The sequence below is a fragment of the Pararhizobium sp. O133 genome (assembly GCF_051669845.1).
Classification (GTDB): Bacteria; Pseudomonadota; Alphaproteobacteria; order Rhizobiales; family Rhizobiaceae; genus Pararhizobium.
This window is the reverse complement of record NZ_CP196429.1, coordinates 167,396-189,125: the sequence shown is the minus strand read 5'-3', so window position 1 is coordinate 189,125 and position 21,730 is coordinate 167,396. Positions and strand designations below refer to the sequence as shown.

Annotated in this window: 17 protein-coding genes and 2 pseudogenes; 15 read left to right on the top strand and 4 right to left on the bottom strand. The window is 60.2% G+C overall.

Going from position 1 to position 21,730, the window contains the following annotated elements:
• The 7 genes from ACST81_RS27120 to hisN are packed head-to-tail and all read left to right on the top strand — an operon-like array spanning position 1 to position 7,400.
• Positions 1-918 (top strand): ABC transporter permease, encoded by a 918-nt coding sequence (locus ACST81_RS27120; RefSeq protein WP_012475948.1) that lies wholly within the window; start codon positions 1-3, stop codon positions 916-918.
• Positions 919-2,730, top strand: a complete 1,812-nt coding sequence (locus ACST81_RS27115) for a dipeptide ABC transporter ATP-binding protein (RefSeq protein ID WP_077768149.1) — start codon at positions 919-921, stop codon at positions 2,728-2,730. It begins immediately after the preceding gene.
• Entirely contained in the window at positions 2,720-3,478 is a 759-nt protein-coding gene (locus ACST81_RS27110; RefSeq protein WP_161596387.1) for a DeoR/GlpR family DNA-binding transcription regulator, read from the top strand. The genes ACST81_RS27115 and ACST81_RS27110 overlap by 11 nt, the downstream gene beginning before the upstream one ends.
• Positions 3,471-4,736 (top strand): Zn-dependent hydrolase, encoded by a 1,266-nt coding sequence (locus ACST81_RS27105; RefSeq protein ID WP_012475950.1) that lies wholly within the window; start codon positions 3,471-3,473, stop codon positions 4,734-4,736. The genes ACST81_RS27110 and ACST81_RS27105 overlap by 8 nt, the downstream gene beginning before the upstream one ends.
• Positions 4,726-5,655: a phosphotransferase gene (locus tag ACST81_RS27100; protein WP_012475951.1), complete on the top strand. Its 930-nt coding sequence runs from the start codon at positions 4,726-4,728 to the stop codon at positions 5,653-5,655. Before ACST81_RS27105 ends, ACST81_RS27100 begins: the two co-directional genes overlap by 11 nt.
• 11 nt (positions 5,656-5,666) lie before the next feature.
• A complete protein-coding gene (locus ACST81_RS27095) occupies positions 5,667-6,605 on the top strand; it encodes a choline/ethanolamine kinase family protein (RefSeq protein WP_077768147.1) in 939 nt (312 codons plus the stop codon).
• A 3-nt stretch (positions 6,606-6,608) separates the two neighbouring features.
• A complete protein-coding gene (gene hisN, locus ACST81_RS27090) occupies positions 6,609-7,400 on the top strand; it encodes a histidinol-phosphatase (protein ID WP_012475953.1) in 792 nt (263 codons plus the stop codon).
• Between the two features lie 50 nt (positions 7,401-7,450).
• Here the strand turns inward: hisN and ACST81_RS27085 are convergent, their stop codons facing one another.
• A complete protein-coding gene (locus tag ACST81_RS27085; protein ID WP_269703988.1) occupies positions 7,451-8,017 on the bottom strand; it encodes a DeoR/GlpR family DNA-binding transcription regulator in 567 nt (188 codons plus the stop codon).
• 33 nt (positions 8,018-8,050) lie between these two features.
• A pseudogene (locus ACST81_RS27080) lies at positions 8,051-8,209 on the bottom strand (DeoR family transcriptional regulator); the annotation flags it as partial.
• A 1,586-nt stretch (positions 8,210-9,795) separates the two neighbouring features.
• On the opposite strand from ACST81_RS27080, the pseudogene ACST81_RS27075 reads away from it, so the two are divergent.
• A pseudogene (locus ACST81_RS27075) lies at positions 9,796-11,034 on the top strand (methyl-accepting chemotaxis protein); the annotation flags it as partial.
• Between the two features lie 118 nt (positions 11,035-11,152).
• Here ACST81_RS27075 and ACST81_RS27070 read toward each other — a convergent pair.
• Positions 11,153-12,244 (bottom strand): ROK family transcriptional regulator, encoded by a 1,092-nt coding sequence (locus ACST81_RS27070; RefSeq protein ID WP_234888140.1) that lies wholly within the window; start codon positions 12,242-12,244, stop codon positions 11,153-11,155.
• Positions 12,245-12,316: 72 nt separating this feature from the next.
• Positions 12,317-12,958 carry an SGNH/GDSL hydrolase family protein gene (locus ACST81_RS27065; protein ID WP_077768143.1) on the bottom strand — a complete coding sequence of 214 codons (642 nt, stop codon included), beginning with the start codon at positions 12,956-12,958 and terminating at the stop codon, positions 12,317-12,319.
• 353 nt (positions 12,959-13,311) lie between these two features.
• On the opposite strand from ACST81_RS27065, the gene ACST81_RS27060 reads away from it, so the two are divergent.
• The 7 genes from ACST81_RS27060 (at position 13,312) to glpD (ending at position 21,709) form a co-directional block, all read left to right on the top strand.
• On the top strand, positions 13,312-14,343 hold the full coding sequence (locus tag ACST81_RS27060; protein ID WP_161991478.1) for an ABC transporter substrate-binding protein: 1,032 nt from the start codon (positions 13,312-13,314) through the stop codon (positions 14,341-14,343).
• A gap of 86 nt (positions 14,344-14,429) precedes the next feature.
• Complete coding sequence (locus ACST81_RS27055; RefSeq protein ID WP_077768141.1) at positions 14,430-15,926, top strand: sugar ABC transporter ATP-binding protein; 1,497 nt, start codon at positions 14,430-14,432, stop codon at positions 15,924-15,926.
• Positions 15,927-15,948: 22 nt separating this feature from the next.
• The gene (locus ACST81_RS27050; protein WP_012475959.1) at positions 15,949-16,911 is read left to right on the top strand and encodes an ABC transporter permease; all 963 of its coding nucleotides are present in this window, start codon (positions 15,949-15,951) and stop codon (positions 16,909-16,911) included.
• A 1-nt stretch (position 16,912) separates the two neighbouring features.
• Positions 16,913-17,866, top strand: a complete 954-nt coding sequence (locus tag ACST81_RS27045) for an ABC transporter permease (protein WP_012475960.1) — start codon at positions 16,913-16,915, stop codon at positions 17,864-17,866.
• Positions 17,867-17,888: 22 nt separating this feature from the next.
• On the top strand, positions 17,889-18,572 hold the full coding sequence (locus tag ACST81_RS27040; RefSeq protein WP_012475961.1) for an SGNH/GDSL hydrolase family protein: 684 nt from the start codon (positions 17,889-17,891) through the stop codon (positions 18,570-18,572).
• Between the two features lie 81 nt (positions 18,573-18,653).
• Positions 18,654-20,156, top strand: coding sequence for a glycerol kinase GlpK (gene glpK, locus ACST81_RS27035; RefSeq protein WP_012475962.1), 1,503 nt, complete (start codon positions 18,654-18,656; stop codon positions 20,154-20,156).
• A 17-nt stretch (positions 20,157-20,173) separates the two neighbouring features.
• Positions 20,174-21,709: a glycerol-3-phosphate dehydrogenase gene (gene glpD / locus ACST81_RS27030; protein ID WP_077768140.1), complete on the top strand. Its 1,536-nt coding sequence runs from the start codon at positions 20,174-20,176 to the stop codon at positions 21,707-21,709.
• Positions 21,710-21,730: the final 21 nt, after the last annotated feature.

The window sequence follows — 21,730 nt, the reverse complement described above, 5'->3', positions numbered from 1 at the left end:
ATGACCGATATCGTAGAATTGAGCGCCACCGAGCGCACCGTCGTCAAGCGCGGCACCACACCGACCAGACGCATGTTGCAAATTGCCGTGGGGCGCCTCGACTTTCGCATTGGCCTCATCGGCTTCGGATTGCTGCTTGGACTTGCGATTCTCCTGCCATTTGTCAGTTCGGTTGATCCGCTCAAGATGGCCTACAGCCACAAGTTTATTCCGCCATTCCCTTCCGAGGGCTGGCAATGGCCTTATGTGCTCGGTACCGATCAACTCGGCCGTGACGTTCTGATGCGCTGTCTCGTCGGACTGTGTTATTCGCTGTTCATCGGCGTGACGACCGTGGTTCTGATGTTCATCGTCGGCTGCAGTCTCGGTCTTCTTGCCGGTTTTCGTGGTGGTTGGCTCGATACGGTCATCATGCGGCTGACCGATGCTCAGCTGTCAATTCCGATGATCATTCTTGCCATCACCATTCTCGGCGTGTCACGCCCGACCGTGCCTGCGATCATCCTCGTGCTTGGCCTCTCCGGCTGGCCGCTCTATGCCCGCGTCGCGAGATCCGTGGCGCTCGGCGAACGCAATCGCGGCTATGTTCTCGGTGAGAGGGTTCTCGGTGCCTCGGACCTTCGCATCATGCTGTTGTTTGTGGCGCCTGTCGTTCTGCCTCCGATCGCCTTCGTCGCTGTGCTCGATATCGCCCGCATGATGATCTTCGAGTCGATCCTCGGCTTTCTCGGTCTCGGGGTTCAGCCGCCGACACCGACATTCGGCAACGTGATCGCGGATTCACGAAAGTATCTGCTGAACGCATGGTGGATCGCGACGATGCCCGGTCTGTTCCTGCTGATATCGCTGACCTGCCTCAATCTGATGGGTTCGGCGTTGGAGCGCGCGCGCAATGCGGTTCTGAGAGGGGATGCGTAAATGAGTGATCCAATCCTAGCTGTCTCCAATCTCTCGGTCGATCTCCTGCGGGATGGCGGCAAACGGCGCATCGTCGACAATGTGGACTTTGCGCTCCAGCCAGGCGAAGTTCTCGGCCTCGTCGGCGAAGCCGGATCGGGCAAGTCGGTGCTGGCGCGTGCCATGGTGAACGCCATTCAAGCACCGCTGGAAATCTCTTCCGGTCAGGTGATTTTTGAAGGAAAGGACGTCCTCTCCCTCGATGCGCGGGGTCTTCGGTCGATCAGAGGAAACCGCATTGGCTTCATCGGTGCAAACCCCATGGGTTCGCTTGATCCGAGGCTGCCGATCGGCCATCAGATCGTCGAGAAGCTTCGATCTGTCCGGCCTGATATCGGTAAGGCGGAAGCGAAGGAAAAAGTTCTCGATCTCCTTGGCCGGGTGCATATTCCCTCACCGCGCTCTCGCTTCCACGAGGCGCCCTTCCAATTCTCCGGCGGTATGATGCAGCGCGTGATGATTGTCGATGCGCTCGTTTCCGAGCCATCGCTTGTTATCGCCGACAATATTACGCAGCCGCTCGATGTAACGGTCGCAGCCCAGATTATCCGGCTTATCGACAGCCTCAGGCAAAGCCTCGACACGGCGTTCCTGTTTATCTCTTCGTCGTTACCGGTGGTGTCACAGATTGCCGAGCGAACGCTCGTCATGCAAGGCGGCCGCATCGTCGAACGGGGCAAGACTGCCGATATTGCTGCCAACCCGCAGCAAGCCTATACGCGCGCCCTCCTCTCGCGCATTCCATCGATCTGGAAGAACGTGTCGGCGCCGGAAGCAAAAGACGGTGAGGCTGTCCTGACCGTCGAAAATGCAACCCGAACCTATAGCGTGCGCCGGCGCGATGCGTTCAATGCCTTCAACGAAGTCAAGGCGGTTCGGGACGTGTCCTTTACCGTCAAGGCGGGTGAAAATTTTGGCATCGTCGGGGAAAGCGGTTGCGGCAAATCCACGCTTACGCGCCTGCTTGCCTGGCTCGAACAGCCAAATGCCGGTCGCATTGCGTTCCTCGGGAAGAACCTCTCGAGTCTCTCTGCTCGTTCGTTGACGGAGATGCGCAAATCGTTCCAGCTTCTGCTGCAGGACCCCTATGGATCGCTGCCGGCGGGCATGTCGATCATACGCATGATCGAGGAGCCGCTTCTGATCCACGGCGTCGGCCGGCGTGATGCCGAGCAGCGCGCGCAGGAGGCCATGCGCGAAGTCGGCCTTCATGCGGACCTCGCCGAACGATTGCCTGTGGGGCTTAGCGCCGGGCAGCGCCAGCGCATCAACATTGCTCGAGCCCTGGTGCTGAAGCCGCGCCTCTTGATCCTTGACGAGACCTTGTCGGCGCTCGACCAGGTCGAGCAGGCCGAGCTCCTCGATCTCTTCAAACGGCTCCAGGCGGCACACGGGTTTTCCTACATTTTCATATCTCACGACCTGGCGCTGGTCCGTCGTATCTGTCACCGCGTGGCGGTCATGTATCTAGGGCGCATCGTCGAACTGGCTGACAACACGACGCTTTTTGAACATCCGCACCACCCGTATACGCGGGCGCTGCTGAGCGCCATGCCGACGCTGGAGGAAAACCGTTTCCCGGGCGCGCAATATCTGCTCGATGGCGAGCCCCCGAGCCCCATTCATCTTCCGGTCGGCTGCTCGTTCCGTTCGCGCTGCCCGCGCGCGCAGAGCGACTGCGAAAAGACCGATCCGATGCTTGTGGGTTCTGATGGCGGGAATTACGCAGCCTGCCTGCATCGGCATGAGGACGAGGCGGTCCATGTCCAGTGAGATCCGCAAGGAGATCATCCTGGAGCGTCTCGGCCGTGATCAGCGCGTCAGCGTTGTCGAGCTTTCAGCAGAGTTCGGCGTTTCGGGCGAAACCATTCGCCGCGATCTGAAGAACCTCGAAGCAGAAGGTGCTGTGCGCCGCGTGCATGGCGGCGCAATTCCAGCCGGCCGCACAGCCGACACGCCGATTACCGAGCGCATCAAGCTCAACTCGACTGAGAAGGATGCGGTTGCCGGCGTGGCGCGCAACCTGATCAATGACGACTGTGTGATCTTCCTCGATACCGGCACGACGACGCTTGCGCTCGCGCGCCGGCTGATCGGCTTCAAGAAGCTTCGGCTCTACACGAATTCCCTGATGATTGCACAAGCCGCCTGCCAGCATTTCGGCGTCAGCGTGCACGTGACGCCTGGAAATCTGCGACCGGTCGAGCAGGACCTGGTCGGCTATGACACGCTATCCTACATCCAGCAGTTCCACTTCGACATGGTCTTCATGGGTGCCGCGGCAGTCAATGTCGAATATGGCTTCATGGACTATGAAGAAGACGAGGCGCGAATCCGTCAGATCCTCATAAAGCGGTCCTCGCGAAGCGTCATGCTGGCCGATCATTCGAAGTTTGGAAGGGTCGGCAATGTGATCACCGCTCCCTTCGGGCAAATCGGTGCGCTTGTGACCGACCGGCGTCCGCCGGAAGACATCCTCGGCGCCGTTCGGGCAGAAGAACTGGAGATCATCCATGCTTGACGCGGCGACGACACGGCGGACGGATTTCGATGCGATCTTCGACCGAATTTCTGCCATCGGTGCTCATCCCGGAGCGGGAGTGACGCGCCTCGCGGCGAGCGCCGAGGACGGCATGGCGCGAGGTGTTTTTGCCGTGTGGATGGAACAGGCAGCCGTCCAGATCGCGAATGATGCGATCGGCAATCAGTTTGCCTGCTTCGATTGGGCCGGTCAGGATGCGCCCTGGATTTTTGCGGGCTCGCATCTGGACACCCAACCCCGAGGCGGTCGTTTCGACGGCACCTTGGGTGTCCTGACTGCCGGACAGGCCGCGCTCGCTATTCACGCCGAGGTGCAACGCGGACTGTGCAAACCGCGCTACAACCTCGCGGTGGTCAACTGGACGAATGAGGAAGGCGCCCGCTACCAGCCGAGCCTGACCGGCAGCACGGTCTTCTCCGGCGCATTGGCGCTTGGCGATGCATTGGAACTACGCGACGGAGACGGCGTATCCCTCAAGCGCGCGCTCGAGGCCATAGGCGTCAGCGGCAGTTCGGGAATTGTTCCCCCTCCCCCGAAAGCCTATGTCGAGCTGCATGTCGAGCAGGGACGGAAACTTCTCGAAGCGGGCCGAAAGATCGGCGTCGTCGAAGGAACCTGGGCGGCGCGCAAGAAGACCGTCCGCTGGATCGGCCGGGCAGCGCATACGGGTCCGACGCCGATGGCCGATCGCCGAGATGCGCTTCTCGCCGCAGCAAGAGGAATTGCCGCCTTCGAAGCAGTCGTCGCGGCCAGCCATCCCCTCCTCCACCGCTCCGCTGCGCGCCTCGTGGTCGAGCCCAACTCGCCGAACGTTGTCGTCGACCGGGCGACTGTGTGGTTCGAGCTCAGGGGGCCTGACGTGGCCGAACTCGACATGGCAGGTGAGCTCGCCCTTGCCGCGCTCGAAAAGGCGGCAGCCGAAACCGGCACGCAGCTGGAAATCGTCGCCGATACTTTGCGCGATCCCGCCAGCATGGACAGGCGGTTAATGGCACTCGTCGATCGCACGGCACGTTCTTGCGGTTTCGAGCCATTGACCATGCGTTCGGTTGCAGGCCACGATGCTGTCGCCTTGCAAAACAGTGGTATCCCGTCGGCGCTGATCTTCATTCCGAGCGTCGATGGCATCGCCCATCATCCCGACGAACTGACCGAGCCACAGGACGTGCAGGCGGGGCTGGCGGTGCTGACCGCCACGCTTCGCAACATCATTGAGGGAGAGTTCCATGCAGGATGATGCTGCAGTTCAGGCTGCGCTCGACGCGGTCGGCCTTTCCGGCGCCACCCTCTCAGCTCCGATTGGCGGAGTGGTGTCGCCCATTCACCGCGGCGTCGAAAATCTCTGCTTTTTCGCAAGCAAGGCGGATCAGCCGCGGGTTTTCGTCAAACGTCTCCACGATGACATGTCTCGGTTTGTTGCCCTGAACCATGTGGCGGAGGCCAGCCGCAAGGCAGGCGAACTGGGCATTGCCCCGCGGCTCATCCATGCCGCTCCCGAGGGCGGCGTCCTGGTATTCGAAGCGCTTGGCGAGGAATGGGCGTGGGGGCATGCCGATGTCCTTCGCCGCCCGCGGGTTCTCGAAAATCTTCTGACGGCAAAACGCAGCTTCCATCAGGCTGAGAGGCTTGGCGAAACGCGCAGCGTTTTCGAGCTCGTTGCCGCCTACCGGCAGCTTGCCGAAGGAGCGGATGTGATCTTGCCAGCACCGGTATTCACCGTCTCTGCTGCCGTCGAGCGCATTGCCGGCGCCATCGGCGCCGCAGGTGTCGATACGGTCCCGTGCCACGCGGACGGCATCTCGTCGAACGTCATGGTCGGACCGGACGACGGAGTTCGGCTGGTCGATTTCGAGTGGGCGCGCCAGGCGGACCCCGCGTACGATATCGGAACCGTGCTGGCCGAACTCCTCCCATTCGATGGCGAGGCGCTGCTGGCCATTGAAATCGCAACCGGAAAGCCGGATGCGAGCGTGCTCGCGCGGGCACGCCTTTATGGAGCGGCCGACGATCTCATGTGGGCGCTTTGGGGCTTCATCAATGCCGCACGCTCGCCGCGCAAGCATGTTGAATTCTTCAAATACGCCGAATGGCGGCTTCTGAGAGCCCGCACGGTCATCGAAGGACCACGCTTTGAAACATGGCTGAAACAGGTCTGATGGAGAGAGCGATGAGACTGAGATTGGGTGAAGGCGCATCGCAGGCCGAGCAGGCGATCGAGCAGGCCATCATAGCCGTGGCGGACTGGCGAGGCCTCGAGGTTTCCTACGAACCAGTACCCGGGGGCATCAGCAATCCCAACTGGCGGGTTTACGTCGAAGGTGCGCCGCACAGCTTCTTCGTGAAGATACCCGGCGCTGGGACCGAAATGTTCATCGACCGGAGAACTGCCAACGAAGCCGGCCGCAGGGCGCACGAGGCGGGCGTCGGCGCCCGGATCATCGAGTTCTTCCCCGAAACGGGGGTCGAGGTGAGTGAATTCGTCGAGGGGCTCAGAACATCGACAAACGCCGATTTTCTTGATCCTGTCATCCGCCTCAACGGTCTTCGTGCGCTGAAGGCCTTCAACGACACCGCACCGCTTTCGCAGCGAAAGACCACCTTCGACATGATCGACGAACATTTCCAGCAGGTCCTGGAGCTTGGCGGCGATTTCCCGAGCGACTTCGGCTGGATGAATGCGCGCTATCGCGAGGCGCGAGCTGCGCTCGAGGCATCGGGTCTCGATCTCGCGCCCTGCATGAACGACACACTGGCCGGCAATTTCCTCCTTCATTCCGATCGCCGGGTCATGCTTGTCGATTTCGAATACGCCTCCACCAATGATCGGGCGGCGGAACTCGCGCTTTGGTTCTGCGAGATGTGCTTCTCGCCGGAGACCGAAAAGGAACTGATCGAGGAATATTATGGCCGGGCGGATCCGGGCGTTCTGGCGCGGATCGCTTTGTTCAAGGCTCTCGTCGACCTCAAATGGTCGACCTGGGCGATGGTGCAGAACGAAGTCTCGCGTCTTGACTTCGACTTCTTCAAATATGGGTTCTGGAAACATATGCGCGCGCGTTTCGCAATGAGCAATTCGCTGTGGCCGCAATGGCTGAAGGCGGTCTGACACATGCAAAGCACTGAAGAGGTGATCTCTCCCGATTTTCTTCGCCGCCTCGCGGCAGTTGCCGCCCGCGAGACATTGCCCCGGTTCCGGTTGCCGGGAGCCGTCGTCAACAAGATTGCCGGCGGGTTCGATCCGGTCACCGAAGCCGACCGCGAAACGGAGAAAGCGCTTCGAGCGCTTATCCGTTCGGAATATCCCGATCACGGCATCCTGGGCGAAGAGTTCGGCAATGAAGGCGCGGATGCGGGCCTGGTCTGGGTCATCGATCCGATCGACGGAACCAGGTCGTTCATATCAGGTATCCCGCTCTGGGGCACGCTTGTCGGGCTGACCAGGGATGGTGATGCGGTGGCCGGCATGATGGCGCAGCCTTTTATCGGGGAATTGTTTTATGCGACGGGCAACGGCGCATACTACGAGGGCCAGCACGGACAAACGCGGCTCGCAACCAGCGCGACGAAGAACCTTGCCGACGCGACGCTCTTCACAACGACGCCGGCGATCTTCGAAGCCGACCGGAGAGCAAGCTACGACCGGCTCGAAAAACAAGTGCGGCTCGCGCGTTACGGGACCGATTGCTATGCCTATTGCATGCTTGCGGCAGGGCAGATCGACTGCGTCGTGGAAGCGGGCCTCTATCCCTACGACATCGTTGCCCTCATTCCGATCATCGAGCAGGCCGGCGGCGTCGTGACGGACTGGGACGGGGGACCGGCAGAAAATGGCGGCGGTATCGTGGCGGCGGCAAATTCCTCCCTGCATGCGCAAATCATGGCTTTCCTGCACGGGGATTGACCACGGGGCTTCCTCAGACGGCGGACACCGGTCTGACGCTTTCGGTATGGTCAACCGTGGATGATTTCGAGGTCGCCCCTTTTGGCGGCCGCCAATATATTTGCCGGGGGACGTTGATCGGTGACCAATGTGTTAACGCTGGAAAATGCGGCGGTAATGACATTGCCCGTCTTGCCGCACTTGGAATGATCGGCCAGCATGATGCTTCTGGCCGTCTGCTTCAGCAGAGCCTGGCGAATTCGCGCTTCATCCTCTTCATAGTCCATGAAGCCATACTCCGCCGCGATTGCCGCCGCACCCATAAAGACCATGTCAAAGTGGAATTGCTGGATGTAGGACAGCGTATCATAGCCGACCAGATCCTGCTCAATCGGGCGGAGATTTCCCGGCGTCATTTGGACCCGGACGCCGAAATGCTGGCAGGCGGCTTGCGCGATCATCAGGGAATTGGTGTAGAGCCGCAGCTTCTTGAAGCCAGTCAGGTGGCGCGCAAGGGACAGGGTGGTGGTGCCTGTGTCGAGGAAAATGGCGCAGTCGTCGGTTATGAGGTTGCGCGCCATCTGCGCGACCGCGTCCTTTTCGAGCGCATTGAATCTGATGCGGTCGGTAATCGGCACATCCGCGGTTCGGCCGGCCGGTATAGCGCCTCCGTGAACGCGCCGAACGGCTCCCTCGGCCTCCAGATCCTTCAGGTCGCGCCGAATGGTTTCACCCGAAACACCGAACTCTGTCGAAAGCTCCAGAACGCTGACGCGTTGATCACGATCGAGTCGTTCGAGAATGACTTCTTTGCGAACTTCACTCGACATTGACAGCTTCGTCCTCGGGTCGGTGCGGGGGTCGACAGCAACGCTGATGCTGACAATCCCTTAAAGCGGCAGATCTATCTCGCAAGCCTTCGGAAAAGGTTGCGAGATGCTTGTAAGGATGACGGTGAACCGGGAAGTCGACGACGTTGTCCTTGGATTTGTGTATTTATGTGGTGTTTGCGGATCTTTCAAACAAATTACGCGATCTTCCACCGCGCAATGACCATCCCGCCCGCGCGAGAATCGCTGCCTATGTGATCAGCAACGCGCTTGCCTTCCATACAAAATGAACCCTTCGATCGAAATCCTGGTCCGGAGTGAATGCGATTCTGTCCCTGCTCCATGTGGGAATGTTGGAATATTGAGGGCATATCACCGGAGAATTGAGCTAAAATCCACAAAAGCAACATCTGAAAACCTCAAGGTTCTTGAGGGCGTGCCTAAGCAACATATTGAAAATAGAAAGAAAGTTATGACCCGTAACGGATTTTTCAGAACTGTCGTCGATGATGATTAGCAACTGTTTGACTCGAAATGGATTCAAAATGCAGATTTTCCACAATGCTTTGCAATTGTCCCACCGCATGCGATCCATTAAGGCCAAGTTTGCCGTGGTGATCATAGGGACAGCGATCGTCTCTTGCGCGTCTGTCGGAGCATTGAGCTACCAGATCGGAAAGAACGGTTTGATCGAGGCGAGCAAGATCCGCCTTGAAGCGATTGCAGCCAATCAATCGAAGGCGCTCCGGGCCTATGATGAACGGGTCGAGCAGACGCTGACCGAGATCGCGCAGAGCCAGTCGCTCGGAGAGATGACGGAGCAGGCCGGAAAGGCCATCGCAATGTCTGATGCCAAGATAAGGGAGGCGTTCCAGGACATGTCGAAGAGCCCCGCACAAAGAGCGGCTTTCGACGGATCGACCGTCAAGATGCTCTATGCCGTCAAGCATAGCTCGGTGCATGGGCCACTCTTCAGCGCCTGGAAGAATGCCGATCTCAGCGATATCTTCGTCATCGATAACAATGGCCAGGTGGTCTATACGGTCACCAAGGGACCCGAGTTCATGGCGGCCGTCCAGGATTCGCAGAATGCCGCCCTGAAGTCCCTGTTTGCCTCATCCATCGCCGGACCGGCCGACCAAGTGTATCGGACGGGGTTCGTTTCGTTCAAAAGCGAGGAAAGCGATGTTTCGGCTTTTCTTGCCAAACCCCTTGCCAACGTTGTCTGGGGCTCTGTCGTCAAGCGCGGCACCGTCGTGATCCGTATCGCGCCGGCAAAGCTTTTGGCGCTCATTTCGCCCGAGGGCTTGGGACGGAGCGTCGACGAGGCGTTTCTGATTGCCGCCGACGGCACCTTGAGAGCAGGCAACGTCGCAGCGGAAAATGGAGTGCCGCCGGAGCTGCTCAAGGCCGCGAACGAGCAGAAGAATGGCTCCGTCTTCGCTGATGGGGCCCATGGTTCAAATTTTTACTCCTACGTCCCTGTCACCCTCTTTGGTCAGCCGCACCTTCTCGTCATCGGCCAGAGCAAGGCTAATGTCGTCTCCTCGGCAAACGAGCTTGCAAAGTGGGCCGCGCTGACCGCTCTCGCCGTCCTTTTCGGAATGGGTATCGTCGGGTACATCTTCTCCTCCCGTCTTACGAAGCCGCTCGCGGACATCACAGGCCTGATGAACCGCCTGAACAATGGCGATCAGGCAATCGAGATCCGGTCCGTCTCGCGTTCTGACGAAATCGGCATCATGGCGCGGGCGCTCGAATCCTTCCGCCAGGGGGCAGTCGACAAGGTGCGAATGGAGGAGGAGGCGATCCAGCGTAACCGTCAGATCGAAGAGGAAAGGCAACTCCGCGAGACGGACAGGGAAAAAAGCGCGGCCGAGCTGGAACATGCGGTCTCGGCACTCGCCGCCGGCCTGAAGAACCTGGCCGACGGGCGGCTCGATCATCGCATTGCGACTCCTTTCGCGCCCTCCCTCGACCAACTGCGGAAGGATTTCAACGGCTCGATGATGCGGCTGCAGGCGACGATGCGCCAGATCCGCGACAATGTCGAAATGATCCAGGGCAATGGCAACCAGATGGCCGAGGCGGCCGAGGATCTTGCCAAACGGACTGAGCAGCAGGCTGCTTCGCTCGAAGAAACGGCAGCCGCCGTCGACGAGATCACCGTCACGGTTCGCTCGTCGGCGGAACGTGCCAAGGATGCCGACCAGATCGTCCGCCAGGCCAAGCAGAGCGCCGACGATTCAGCCATCGTCGTCAACAATGCGATCGATGCGATGGGCCGGATCGAAGAAGCCTCCCGCCAGATCGAGCAGATCACCGGCGTCATCGACGAGATCGCCTTCCAGACCAATCTGCTGGCGTTGAATGCCGGCGTCGAGGCGGCACGCGCCGGCGATGCGGGCAAAGGCTTTGCCGTCGTTGCCCAGGAGGTGCGTGAACTGGCGCAGCGCTCCGCCAAGGCGGCCAAGGAGATCAAGGTCCTCATCAACAAGTCGACGGCCGAGGTCAATACCGGCTCGCATCTGGTCCAGGAAACCGGTTCGGTCCTTGCGAAGATCAGCTCGCAGATCGTCACGATCAGTCAGCATGTCGAGACGATCGCCCGCGGCAGCCACGATCAGTCGAGTGCGCTGCAGGGGGTCAACTCGACCGTCAATCAGATGGACCAGATGACACAGCACAATGCGGCGATGGTCGAGGAGACGACGGCCGCGAGCCGCGAACTCGCCTCCCAGGCTGACGGCCTGTTGGCGCTGGTCCAGCACTTTCAAATCGGAGGCGAAGATGAAGCGGCGTTGGCCCACAGTCGGGCGGCGTGATTTGCCGCAGTTGACATCGATTGACGCGGCGTCCCGTTCTTTCAAGGCCTCTTCTACGGCCGGTCCCGCGCATGTCGGGCTGGGATGGTGGCGGTGAACCCAGCCGCCACCACGGTCTTCAACTTTCCACCATGAAACGGGAGATGAATGGCAGGCTTGCAGCACCGACGGCCTTCGGCGTGTTCAATATGCCGCTCGGCATCACGGTCACTTCGGGAACCAGCTTTTGCAGCGAGACGCAGATGTTCCGATAGACGACATTCGGCACGAATGAAGAAACGATCACCGCTTCGAGCTCGACAAATTGCGCGAGCGACTTGACGATGCCCTGCATCTTTTCCGCCAGTTTGCCTTCCCATTCGAGAACCAGACTGTTCTCCGGCCATGGTGCGAGCGGCTGCCACAGGTGATCCGTTGGCGCGCCCACGGCGGTCAATACGGATTCCAAAGATGCCACGCCGACATCGAAACTGACCACCGAATTGCCGTGGTGGATCTGGTGGTTCAAGACCAGGCGGCTGTGGAGGTTCGCGCCGATATAAAAGTAGAGATAATCGGAAAACGGCTTGGCGACACCGAACATGCTTTCGCCGCTGGCCGCAGCCGTAATGTCGTTCTGCACGAACACCGAGTAGCCGGTAAGCTCCTCGACTTCCTTCTGGAGCGAGTCGAAGTAGGCCTTTTCCTCACGCCCCTCCGAAGCGCTCGACGGAAGCGCAAGGCCAATGCCGGCTAGACGCTTTTGAGCATTCTTGGGGACGATGTTCACCGCCTGACGAATGGTCTCGATGAACATTGTCTGGTTGCTGTCGCGTTCGGGCTGCGGATTAGGCAATTGCATATGATAGCGAACGGCGCCGGCAAAATCGATCAGAACGACGTCGGTACGCTTCAGGCCGACACTGATGCCGATCGAAAAGGCCCCTTCCGGATTGAGGGCAACCGGAACGGTCGGAGGCCCGACCCGTCCCTTCTGGGCTTCCCCCTTCGCAACCAGTCCTTCCTGCTCCAGCGACCTGACCAGCACCGAAATAGTCTGGGCTGAAAGGCCCGTCCGTTCGCCGATCTCCAATCGGGTGATCTCGCTGTTCTGAAGCAACAGCGACAGCAGCAGGCGCTCATTGTAACTGCGCACGCTGACCGCATTCAGGCCGGTTGCCCGATCGGCAATACGCAAGGGATTGGGTGGTGCAAAACGCATATCAGGCATCAATGCAATCCTCTTGGAGTAAGGCATAAAGATGTACTGGCATCCATTCGTAACGTCGCTGCGGCAATATCATCATCTCCAACCGATCGCCTCGACTTCCCTGGCGAGCGCCGTTCCCAAGGCTTCATGCGCTTCCCGATTGATGTGAAAGCCATCGCGCGGATCGCAAGCCGCGACGGTGGCGGCGTCAAAAAAATGTACTTCGAGCGAATCGGCAATGATTTCGAATTCGAGGGCGAGACGCCGGGATTTCTCCTGGGCGCCGAAAAATATGGGTTCCCATTCCTTGATATCGTCCAGCATCGGCGGTGGAGCAACCACCATGATTTCGGGGGGCTTGCCGGCCGGACCGGGCGCCAGCTCCCGGATATCGTAGACCAGGCAGCCAATCCCCATCGCCACTTCGGAGGGAGGCTGGTGGAAACGGGCTTTCAGGTCGTTCGTCCCGAGCATGATGATGACGAGATCGAGGATTGCGTGGCTCATGAGGCATGGCCGGAGGTAGGTTCGGCCATTCTTCATCGGGCCTTCGATCGGATCGTCTCGAACCGTCGTACGGCCGCTCAAGCCCTCCTCGACCACATACCACTTGCTTCCAAGCTCCCGTCTCAAAACGCCTGGCCAGCGCTCGTCCGGCCCATATCGATCGAGCGGCGAGCCGCCCGGAATCTGGCCATGCGTATTCGAGTCGCCGTAACATAAGACTGACCGCATTTCCTCCCCACCTTTATGGCAAATCATAAAGACGCATGAACATTCAACGGCGATTATGGCCTTTGTCGATCCATGGTGCAAGTTTATTGATATTCATTCAGTCTGAATAATTATTGACAGCCGTTTATCCGTGTGGCATTTCTATGAATGGGAGAGCAAGATTTTCCAGGAACTGAACATAGCCAGCCCAGTCATCCAATGGCTTTGGCCCGCGATTAAAGCCGCTTCAGCGGCCTGGATAAATGTGTCTCCGTGGCAATGGAGATCCGACGTCGAGAGGACGACGGTGTTTGAGCAAGGGAGGAAATCTCGTGAACGGCTATGTGAAATCTATCCTCGGGGCTACGCTTTTGATGGCGTCGACCGCGGGCCCGCTATGGGCGGATGAAGTCAAGTTTATGGACGGCATCACGCCGAAGGCTGGCGACAATCCGCAGACGGAAGCCGGGAAGTACAAGAAGGACTGCGGCTGGGTTATCGGCATGAGCGATTTTGGCGTCAACGCCAACACTTGGACCGTTCAGGTTGCTCACGAATCGGAAGCGGCGGCCGCAGCCAACAAGTGCATCAAGAAGTTCATCCTGCTCGACGCCGGCTTTGACCAGAAGAAGCAGGTTGCCGACATCGAAGACCTGATCGCCCAGAAGGTCGACGCGATCATCGTGCAGCCGGTCACCTCCACCTCCGCAAACGCCTCCATGAAGAAGGCGATTGCCGCCGGCATCCCGGTCATCGTTCATACCGGTCGCGTCGAAACAGAAGACTACACGACCGAGATCCAGGGCGGCGCCGAGCACTTCGGCAAGGTCATGGGCGACTGGCTCGTCAAGACCGTCGGCGATAACGGCAAGATCTGGGTTCTGCGCGGTCTCGCCGGTCATCCGGAAGACACCAACCGCTATAATGGCCTTCTGGAATCCCTCAAGGGCACGAACGTGAAGATCGTCGCCGAAGAGCACGGTGACTGGCAGTACGACAAGGGCAAGAGCGTTTGCGAAACGCTTTACCTGAACAGCCCCGATGTCGATGGCATCTGGTCGTCGGGTGCCGACATGACGCGCGCCTGCGTCGACGTCTTCAAGCAGTTCGGCGCCAAGATCCCGCCGATCTCCGGAGAAGGCAACAACGGCTTCTTCGGCCAGTGGATCCATGACGGCTTCCAGTCGATCTCGGCTGAATATTCGCCGGCCCAGGGCGCCGAAGGCGTGCATGCCGCTGTCGCACTGCTGGAGGGCAAGCAGCTCTACAAGCACTACGACTACAATCCTCCGGGCTGGGACCTGGAGAAGGTCAAGAAGTATTACCGCGACGATCTCTCGGCGAACGTCTGGTGGCCTTCCCAGCTCTCCGAGGACGACCTGAAGAAGTATTATACCAAGAACTAAAATAGCCTCCCAAGGCGCATCCGCCGGTTTCATTCCGGAACCGGCGGATGGTGACCGAGCGGAGCTGCATGGATTGGGAGGAACGAATGGCCAACCTTATAGAAATGTCGAACATTTCAAAGTCGTTTGGCGGAAGTCTGGCACTGGATAGAGTGTCGCTGGAGCTCTTGCCGGGTTCCGTCCATGCCCTGATGGGCGAGAATGGCGCTGGCAAATCGACGCTCATGAAGATCCTCGCGGGCGTTCACCAGCCTGATAGCGGCGAGATCTTCAAGAACGGACACAAGATCGCCTTCCTCAATCCGAAAGAGGCGCTCGACTTCGGCATATCGACGGTCTTCCAGGAGATGACGCTTCTGGCGAACCTGACGATCGCCGAAAACATGTTTCTCGGGCGCGAGCCCGTAACGCGCTTCGGCACCGTCGACTACAAACGGATGAATGCCGAAACCGGAAAGGCGCTGAAAGAGCTGTCGCTCGATCTTGATCCGCGGACGCTGGTTTCGAACCTCACGATTGCCGAACGGCAATTCGTCGAAATCGCCCATGGCATCAAAGCCGATGCCTCGATCTTCATTCTCGACGAGCCGACCGCCGCACTCAACGCCGCTGACGTCGAGATCCTCAACAAGCATATCCGCCGACTGCGCGATGCGGGCAAGGCCCTCGTCTACATCTCGCACCGCATGGATGAAATTTTCCAGATATGCGACACGGTCACGGTTCTGAAAGACGGCAAGCTGATCGGCACGCGCCCGCTTTCGGAAATGACGCCGACATCGCTGATCGCAATGATGGTCGGCCGGGAATTGAAGGACCTTTTCCCGGCAAGGAACGCCTCGGCAGCCTGCGAACCGATGCTCGACATCAAGCACTTCAAGATCGGCGCTTCGTCAAAGCCGTTCTCACTGCATGTTTGCAAGGGTGAGATCGTCGCACTTGCCGGGCTCGAAGGACAGGGTCAGCAAAAACTCCTCCGCTCGCTGGTCGGCAAATTCCAGCCGTTTTCCGGCACGATCACACTGAACGGAAAATCGCTGGCCTTGCCCGTGCCGAACGAGAACGGTGTGCGCAAGCTGCAGCAGATGGGCGTGGGCTTCATTCCTGAGGACCGCAAGGAGGAAGGCTTGTTCCTCAACCTCCCGATCGCGCACAATATCGAGATCGCGCTCCATTCGGCACGAGCAGGATTTTCCCCCGCGAAGAACTATCGCAAGCTCGTTGCCGACACGATCAAGCGGCTCAACGTTCGCACGATCAATGCGTCCGCGCCCGTCGGCGCGCTCTCCGGCGGCAATCAGCAGAAGGTCCTGCTTGGCCGCTATATCGCCGCCAATCTCGACATCCTCCTGATCGAGGAGCCGACGCGCGGTGTCGATATCGGCGCCAAGTCTGAAATCTACAAGCTGCTTCGCGACTTCACGCAGAACGGTGGGGCCGTGCTGGTCCTGTCGAGAGAAACTGTCGAGCTCATCGGCCTTTGCGATCGCATCTATGTCGTCCATGGCGACACGGTCGTTGCCGACATGCCCGCCGCCAAGGCGACCGAGCACGACATCCTCGACGCCGCCTTGAGCGCGTGAACGCCAACAGAGAACCAATCCGATGACCAAGACCCTCACAAGACTATTCAAGGGAAATCAGAGCCGCCAAGGTCTCTGGATCGTTCCCCTGCTGATCACGATCGTTCTCAGCATCGCTCTGATCATTCAGACGGACCAGTTCCTGAACCGGGAAAATCTGTTCAACCTGGTCGCGCAGGCAATGCCGCTCGTCATCACCGCGGTCGGTCAGCTGTTCGTCATCCTCGTCGGCGGCCTCGACCTGTCCGTCGGCTCGCTGATCAGCTTCACGACGGCCATCCTCGCGCTGGACGCTCCGGGCTACATCACGATCCCGGCAGTCTTCCTGCTGGCGGCCCTGCTCGGCCTGACCAACGGCATCGTGATCACTCGTCTCAACGTCCATCCGATCATCGCGACACTGGCGATGCAGTACATCGTCCTCGGCGCTGCGCGCATCTTGCGTCCGGTCTCCGGCGGGACCATTCCGGATGTCGTCATCAGCTCGGTCTCGGGGTCGTTCCTCGGCATCCCCATGCCGATATTCTGGGGCATTTGTGTCGCCCTGGTCGCCTGGAAACTGCTCTACGGCTCGCGGTTCGGCCTGCATCTCTTCGCGATCGGCGGCGGTATTGCCAGCGGCGTCGAAGACGCGACGCGCAACTTCGGTGTTGCCGACAAGCGCAACGTCATCCTCGCCTATGTTGCCTGCTCGTGCTTCGCAGCCCTTGCTGGCGTGTTCCTGGCCGGCCGCATCGTTTCCGGCGATCCAAATGTCGGGCTTCTCTTCGAACTCGACGCGATCACCGCCGTCGCCATTGGCGGCACGCAACTCTCCGGCGGCGTCGGCAGCCTGCAGGGAACGATTATCGGAGCCCTGGTACTGGCGCTCCTCTCCAACGGCATGAACCTGGTCAACGTTTCGCCGTTCATTCAGACGGCGATCAAGGGCGGCATCCTGCTCCTTGTCGTCGGTTTCCAGACACGCAAGAAGATGGGGCTCTAAGATGTCAGCCTTCGCAAAAAATCCCGCAATTCAGCGAATGCTTAAGATTGCGCCCGCCTATTATGTCTTTGCATTGCTGCTGATCGTCCTGTGGGTCTCGCGCCCGCAGATGCTGAACGCAAATGTCATGGGCATCTTCATTCGCCAGGTCGCCCCGCTCGGCGTCCTCGTTCTCGGGCAGTTGCTCGTCATGCGGGTCAAAAGTATCGACCTCGCCGGCGGCGGCGTCATCCTGCTCGTCAACTACTTCATCTCGTCCGGCCAGTTTCCCGGAATGTCGGCGACCGGTTTCGTGCTGCTCGCGCTCTTCACGGGCACCGCGATCGGGCTGTTCAACGGTTTCATGGTGGGCAAGCGCCGCGTCTCGGCTGTTATCGTGACGCTTGCGGTCAGCATCATCCTCGTTGGTGCCGTGCAGTTCCTGTCGAGCGGCAAGCCGCCGGGTAACGTGCCGAGCTACTTCAACGATATCTATAACGTCAAACTCGGCCCGCTGCCCCTCCCGGTCCTGTTCTGGGTGGTGCTGACCACGCTGCTGTCCCTGCTTCTGTCGAGAACGGTGTTCGGCCGTTACGTGACCTCGGTCGGCGCAAACGCGGAAGCAGCGCATTTCTCAGGCGTACCCGTCGAACGCACCGTCGTCGTGGCGCATACGCTGGCAGGCCTGATCGCCGGCATCGCGGCTCTCGTTCAAACGGCTTCGATCGCAGTCGGAAGCGTTCGCGTCGGCCTGGATCTGCCGATCCTTTCTGTTGCCGCAACCATTCTCGGCGGCGTGGTCTTCGGCCGCGGCGAAGGCGGCGTCTGGGGACCGTTCTTTGGTGTCCTTTCGTTCGCGCTCCTCTTTGTCGTGATGACGTCGTTCGGCGTCAGCGACTCCGGGAAGCTCATCGCGCAAGGCCTCATCATTCTCCTTGCGGCCATTTTCTACGGCCTCAAGGCGCGTACCAACTAGTCGTCATCGGAGGAGTAATGACATGGCAGAAAGCCGCTCGATATTGTGTTTTGGGGACTCACTGACATGGGGATGGATTCCGGTACCCGAGTCGTCGCCGACACTCAGATACCCCTTTGAACAACGCTGGACCGGCGCAATGGCCGCAGCACTCGGTGACGGCTATACGATCATCGAGGAAGGCTTAAGCGCCCGCACCACGAGCGTCGAGGATCCGAACGATCCCAGGCTGAACGGCAGCGCCTATCTGCCGATGGCGCTCGCCAGCCACCTGCCGCTCGATCTCGTCATCATCCTGCTCGGCACCAACGACACCAAGTCGTATTTCCGCCGCACGCCTTACGAGATCGCCAACGGCATGGGCAAGCTTGCGGGACAGGTTCTGACTTCGGCCGGCGGCATCGGCACGCCCTATCCTGCCCCGAAGCTTCTGATCGTCTCGCCGCCGCCGCTCGCTCCCATGCCTGACCCATGGTTCGAAGGCATGTTCGGCGGTGGCTACGAAAAGTCCGTCGAACTTTCAAAGCAGTACAAGGCGCTCGCCAACTTCCTGAAGGTCGACTTTCTCGACGCCGGCGAGTTCGTCAAGACCGATGGCTGCGATGGCATCCATTTCTCGGCTGACACGAATATCACGCTCGGCCAGGCAATCGCAGAAAAGGTCAAGGCGATTTTCTCTCAAGAGGCGAAGAAAGCTGTGGCCTAGCAGCGTTCCGTCGCCGGCCGCCAGGCGCCATCCTCCCAGGCGGCTGGCGGTCCTTTTCCGCAAACAAGATTTGAGGCTCCCATGACCGGCTATGTTCTGGCGATCGACCAGGGGACGACGTCCTCCCGAGCCATCGTTTACGGCCCCGATGCCCAGCCGATCGCGATCGATCAAAAAGAGATATCACAGTCGTTTCCGAAGTCGGGTTGGGTCGAGCACGACGCCACCGAAATCTGGGATTCTGTTGTTGAGACCTCCCGTACCGCTCTCGCGCGAGCCGGCATCGAGGCGCGCGACGTTGCGGCGATCGGCATCACCAATCAGCGCGAAACCTGCCTCATCTGGGAGCGGTCGACGGGCAAGCCGATCCATCCGGCGATCGTCTGGCAGGATCGCCGCACCTTCGGCGCATGCGAGGTCCTTCGCGCAGACGGGTTTGGCCCGCTGATACAGGAAAAGACCGGCCTTCTGCTCGATCCCTATTTCTCCGCCACCAAGATCGCCTGGATCCTCGACAATGTCGACGGCGCGCGGCGTGCGGCCGAGAATGGCCAGCTGCTGTGCGGCACGATCGACACTTATCTCACCTGGATGCTCACCGGCGGCGCCGTGCACGCGACGGACGCCACCAACGCGTCGCGCACCTCGCTGTTCGATATTCGTCAGAATCGCTGGGACGACGAATTGCTGGGCGCCTTCAGAGTCCCGCGGGCTCTCTTGCCCGAGGTCAAGGATTGTGCCGACGATTTCGGCCAGACGGTTGCCGCCCATTTCGGCGCTCAAATTCCAATCCGGGCGCTCGCGGGCGACCAGCAGGCGGCTCTGCTTGGTCAGGCCTGCCTGAAGCCCGGAATGCTCAAATCGACCTATGGCACGGGCTGCTTCGTGGTCCTGAACACCGGCGATCAGATCGTCAGATCGTCCAATCGTCTGCTGTCGACCATTGGCTATCGCCTCAATGGCAAAACGACTTATGCACTTGAGGGTTCGATCTTCATGGCGGGTGCCGCGGTTCAATGGCTGCGCGACTCCCTGAAGCTCATCAAGGCGGCCGACGAGACGGGCCGTCTCGCGCATCTGGCCGACGAACAGGAAGACGTTTACCTGGTGCCGGCATTCACCGGGCTCGGCGCGCCGCACTGGAATTCGCAAGCCCGTGGCGCGATTTTCGGCCTAACGAGAGGCACGGGGATCGCCGAGCTTTCGCGGGCGACGCTGGAATCCGTCTGCTACCAGACGCGCGATCTCCTCGAGGCGATGGCCTCCGATTACCCGATGGACGTCAGGGGTGCGACCCTGCGCGTCGATGGCGGCCTGTCGGGCAGCGATTGGGCCATGCAGGCGCTGGCCGATTGCCTCGGAAGCGTCATCGAGCGGTCGCAAAGCCAGGAAGCGACAGCTTACGGAGTTGCGGCACTCGCCGGCGCGCAAGCGGGCGTCTGGCCCGATCTTCAGACCTTTGCCGCGAACTGGAAGGCAAAGCGCAGCTTCACCCCCAACCTCAACACTGACGAGCGGGCGCGACGCTATCGGAAATGGCGCGCCGCCGTTGCAAGCACGCTTTCCTATGCGGCAACGGCGTGACGTTACGGGAGACCGACATGGCAGATAAGATCCACGACCTGTTCGTAATCGGCGGCGGCATCAACGGTTGCGGGATCGCGCGCGACGCGGTCGGTCGCGGCTATTCGGTCGCGTTGGCGGAGATGAACGACTTTGCATCCGGCACATCATCGGGTGCCACCAAGCTCATCCATGGGGGCCTGCGTTATCTCGAACATTACGAGTTCCGGCTGGTGCGTGAATCGCTGATGGAGCGCGAAGTGCTCTGGGCGATGGCGCCGCACATCATCTGGCCGATGCGCTTCGTGCTGCCCTACCAGAAAGGCGGCATCCGCCCCGCGTGGCTGATCCGGCTCGGGCTCTTCCTTTACGACCATCTCGGCGGCCGCAAGCTGCTGCCGCCGACGGCGGTACTCGACATGCGCCGCGACGAGGCGGCCAAACCGCTGAAGGCGCTCTTCTCCAAGGCGTTTGAATATTCCGACGGCTGGGTCGACGATGCCCGCCTCGTGGTGCTCAATGCCCGCGACGCCAGCGACAAGGGCGCGCTGATCATGCCGCGCACCAAGGTTGTCTCGGCGCGGCGCGAGAACGGGCTCTGGACGATCGAGACGGTGGATACGGTCTCCGGGATCGCGGCGGTTCACCGCGCACGCATGCTCGTCAATGCGGCCGGTCCCTGGGTCGACCATGTGATCCGCGGCGCCTTCGGCAAGAATGAGGCGCGCAACGTCCGTCTCGTCCAAGGCAGCCATATCGTGGTCAAGAAGAAGTTCGAGGGGCCGCGGGCCTATTTCTTCCAGAACCCCGACAATCGCATCATCTTTGCCATTCCCTATGAGGACGAGTTCACGCTGATCGGCACCACCGATCGCGACTTCAGCGGCGATCCGAAGGACGTCAGGATCTCGCAGGAGGAGACGGAATACCTCTGCAAGGCGGCGAGCGAATATTTCAAGGAGCCGGTCAGGCAGGACGATATCGTCTGGACCTATGCAGGGATCCGCCCGCTTTTCGACGACGGCGCCACCAAGGCGCAGGAGGCAACCCGCGACTATGTGCTGAAGCTTGACGGCTTCGTCGGCAGCGAGGTCAACAGGGCTCCGCTCCTCAACGTCTTCGGCGGCAAGCTCACCACCTACCGGCGTCTGGCAGAGCACGCGTTGGAGAAGATCGGTGAGGCGATCGGCACCAAGGGGGCTCCCTGGACGGCCAAGAGCCATCTGCCGGGCGGCGACTTTCCGGTTCAAGGCTACGAGGCGGAGGTCACCAAGCTTCACAAGGCCTATCCATTCCTCGCCGCTTCGCATGCGCGCCGGCTTGTCCGCCGCTATGGCACAAGAGCATCCGTCCTTCTCGGCACTGCCGGGAAAATCGAGGATCTCGGCCGGTTGTTCGGGTCCGATCTCTACGAAGCCGAAGTGCTCTACCTGATGGCGCACGAATGGGCGCGCACGACGAATGACATTCTCTGGAGACGCTCGAAGAAGGGACTGCATCTCAGCCACAGCGAAGTGGCCCTTCTCGACCAATTCATTTCTGAGATCATCCAGCGGCAGGTTGCCGCGCAGTGAGATTTTTCGGCGGGCCGTAGC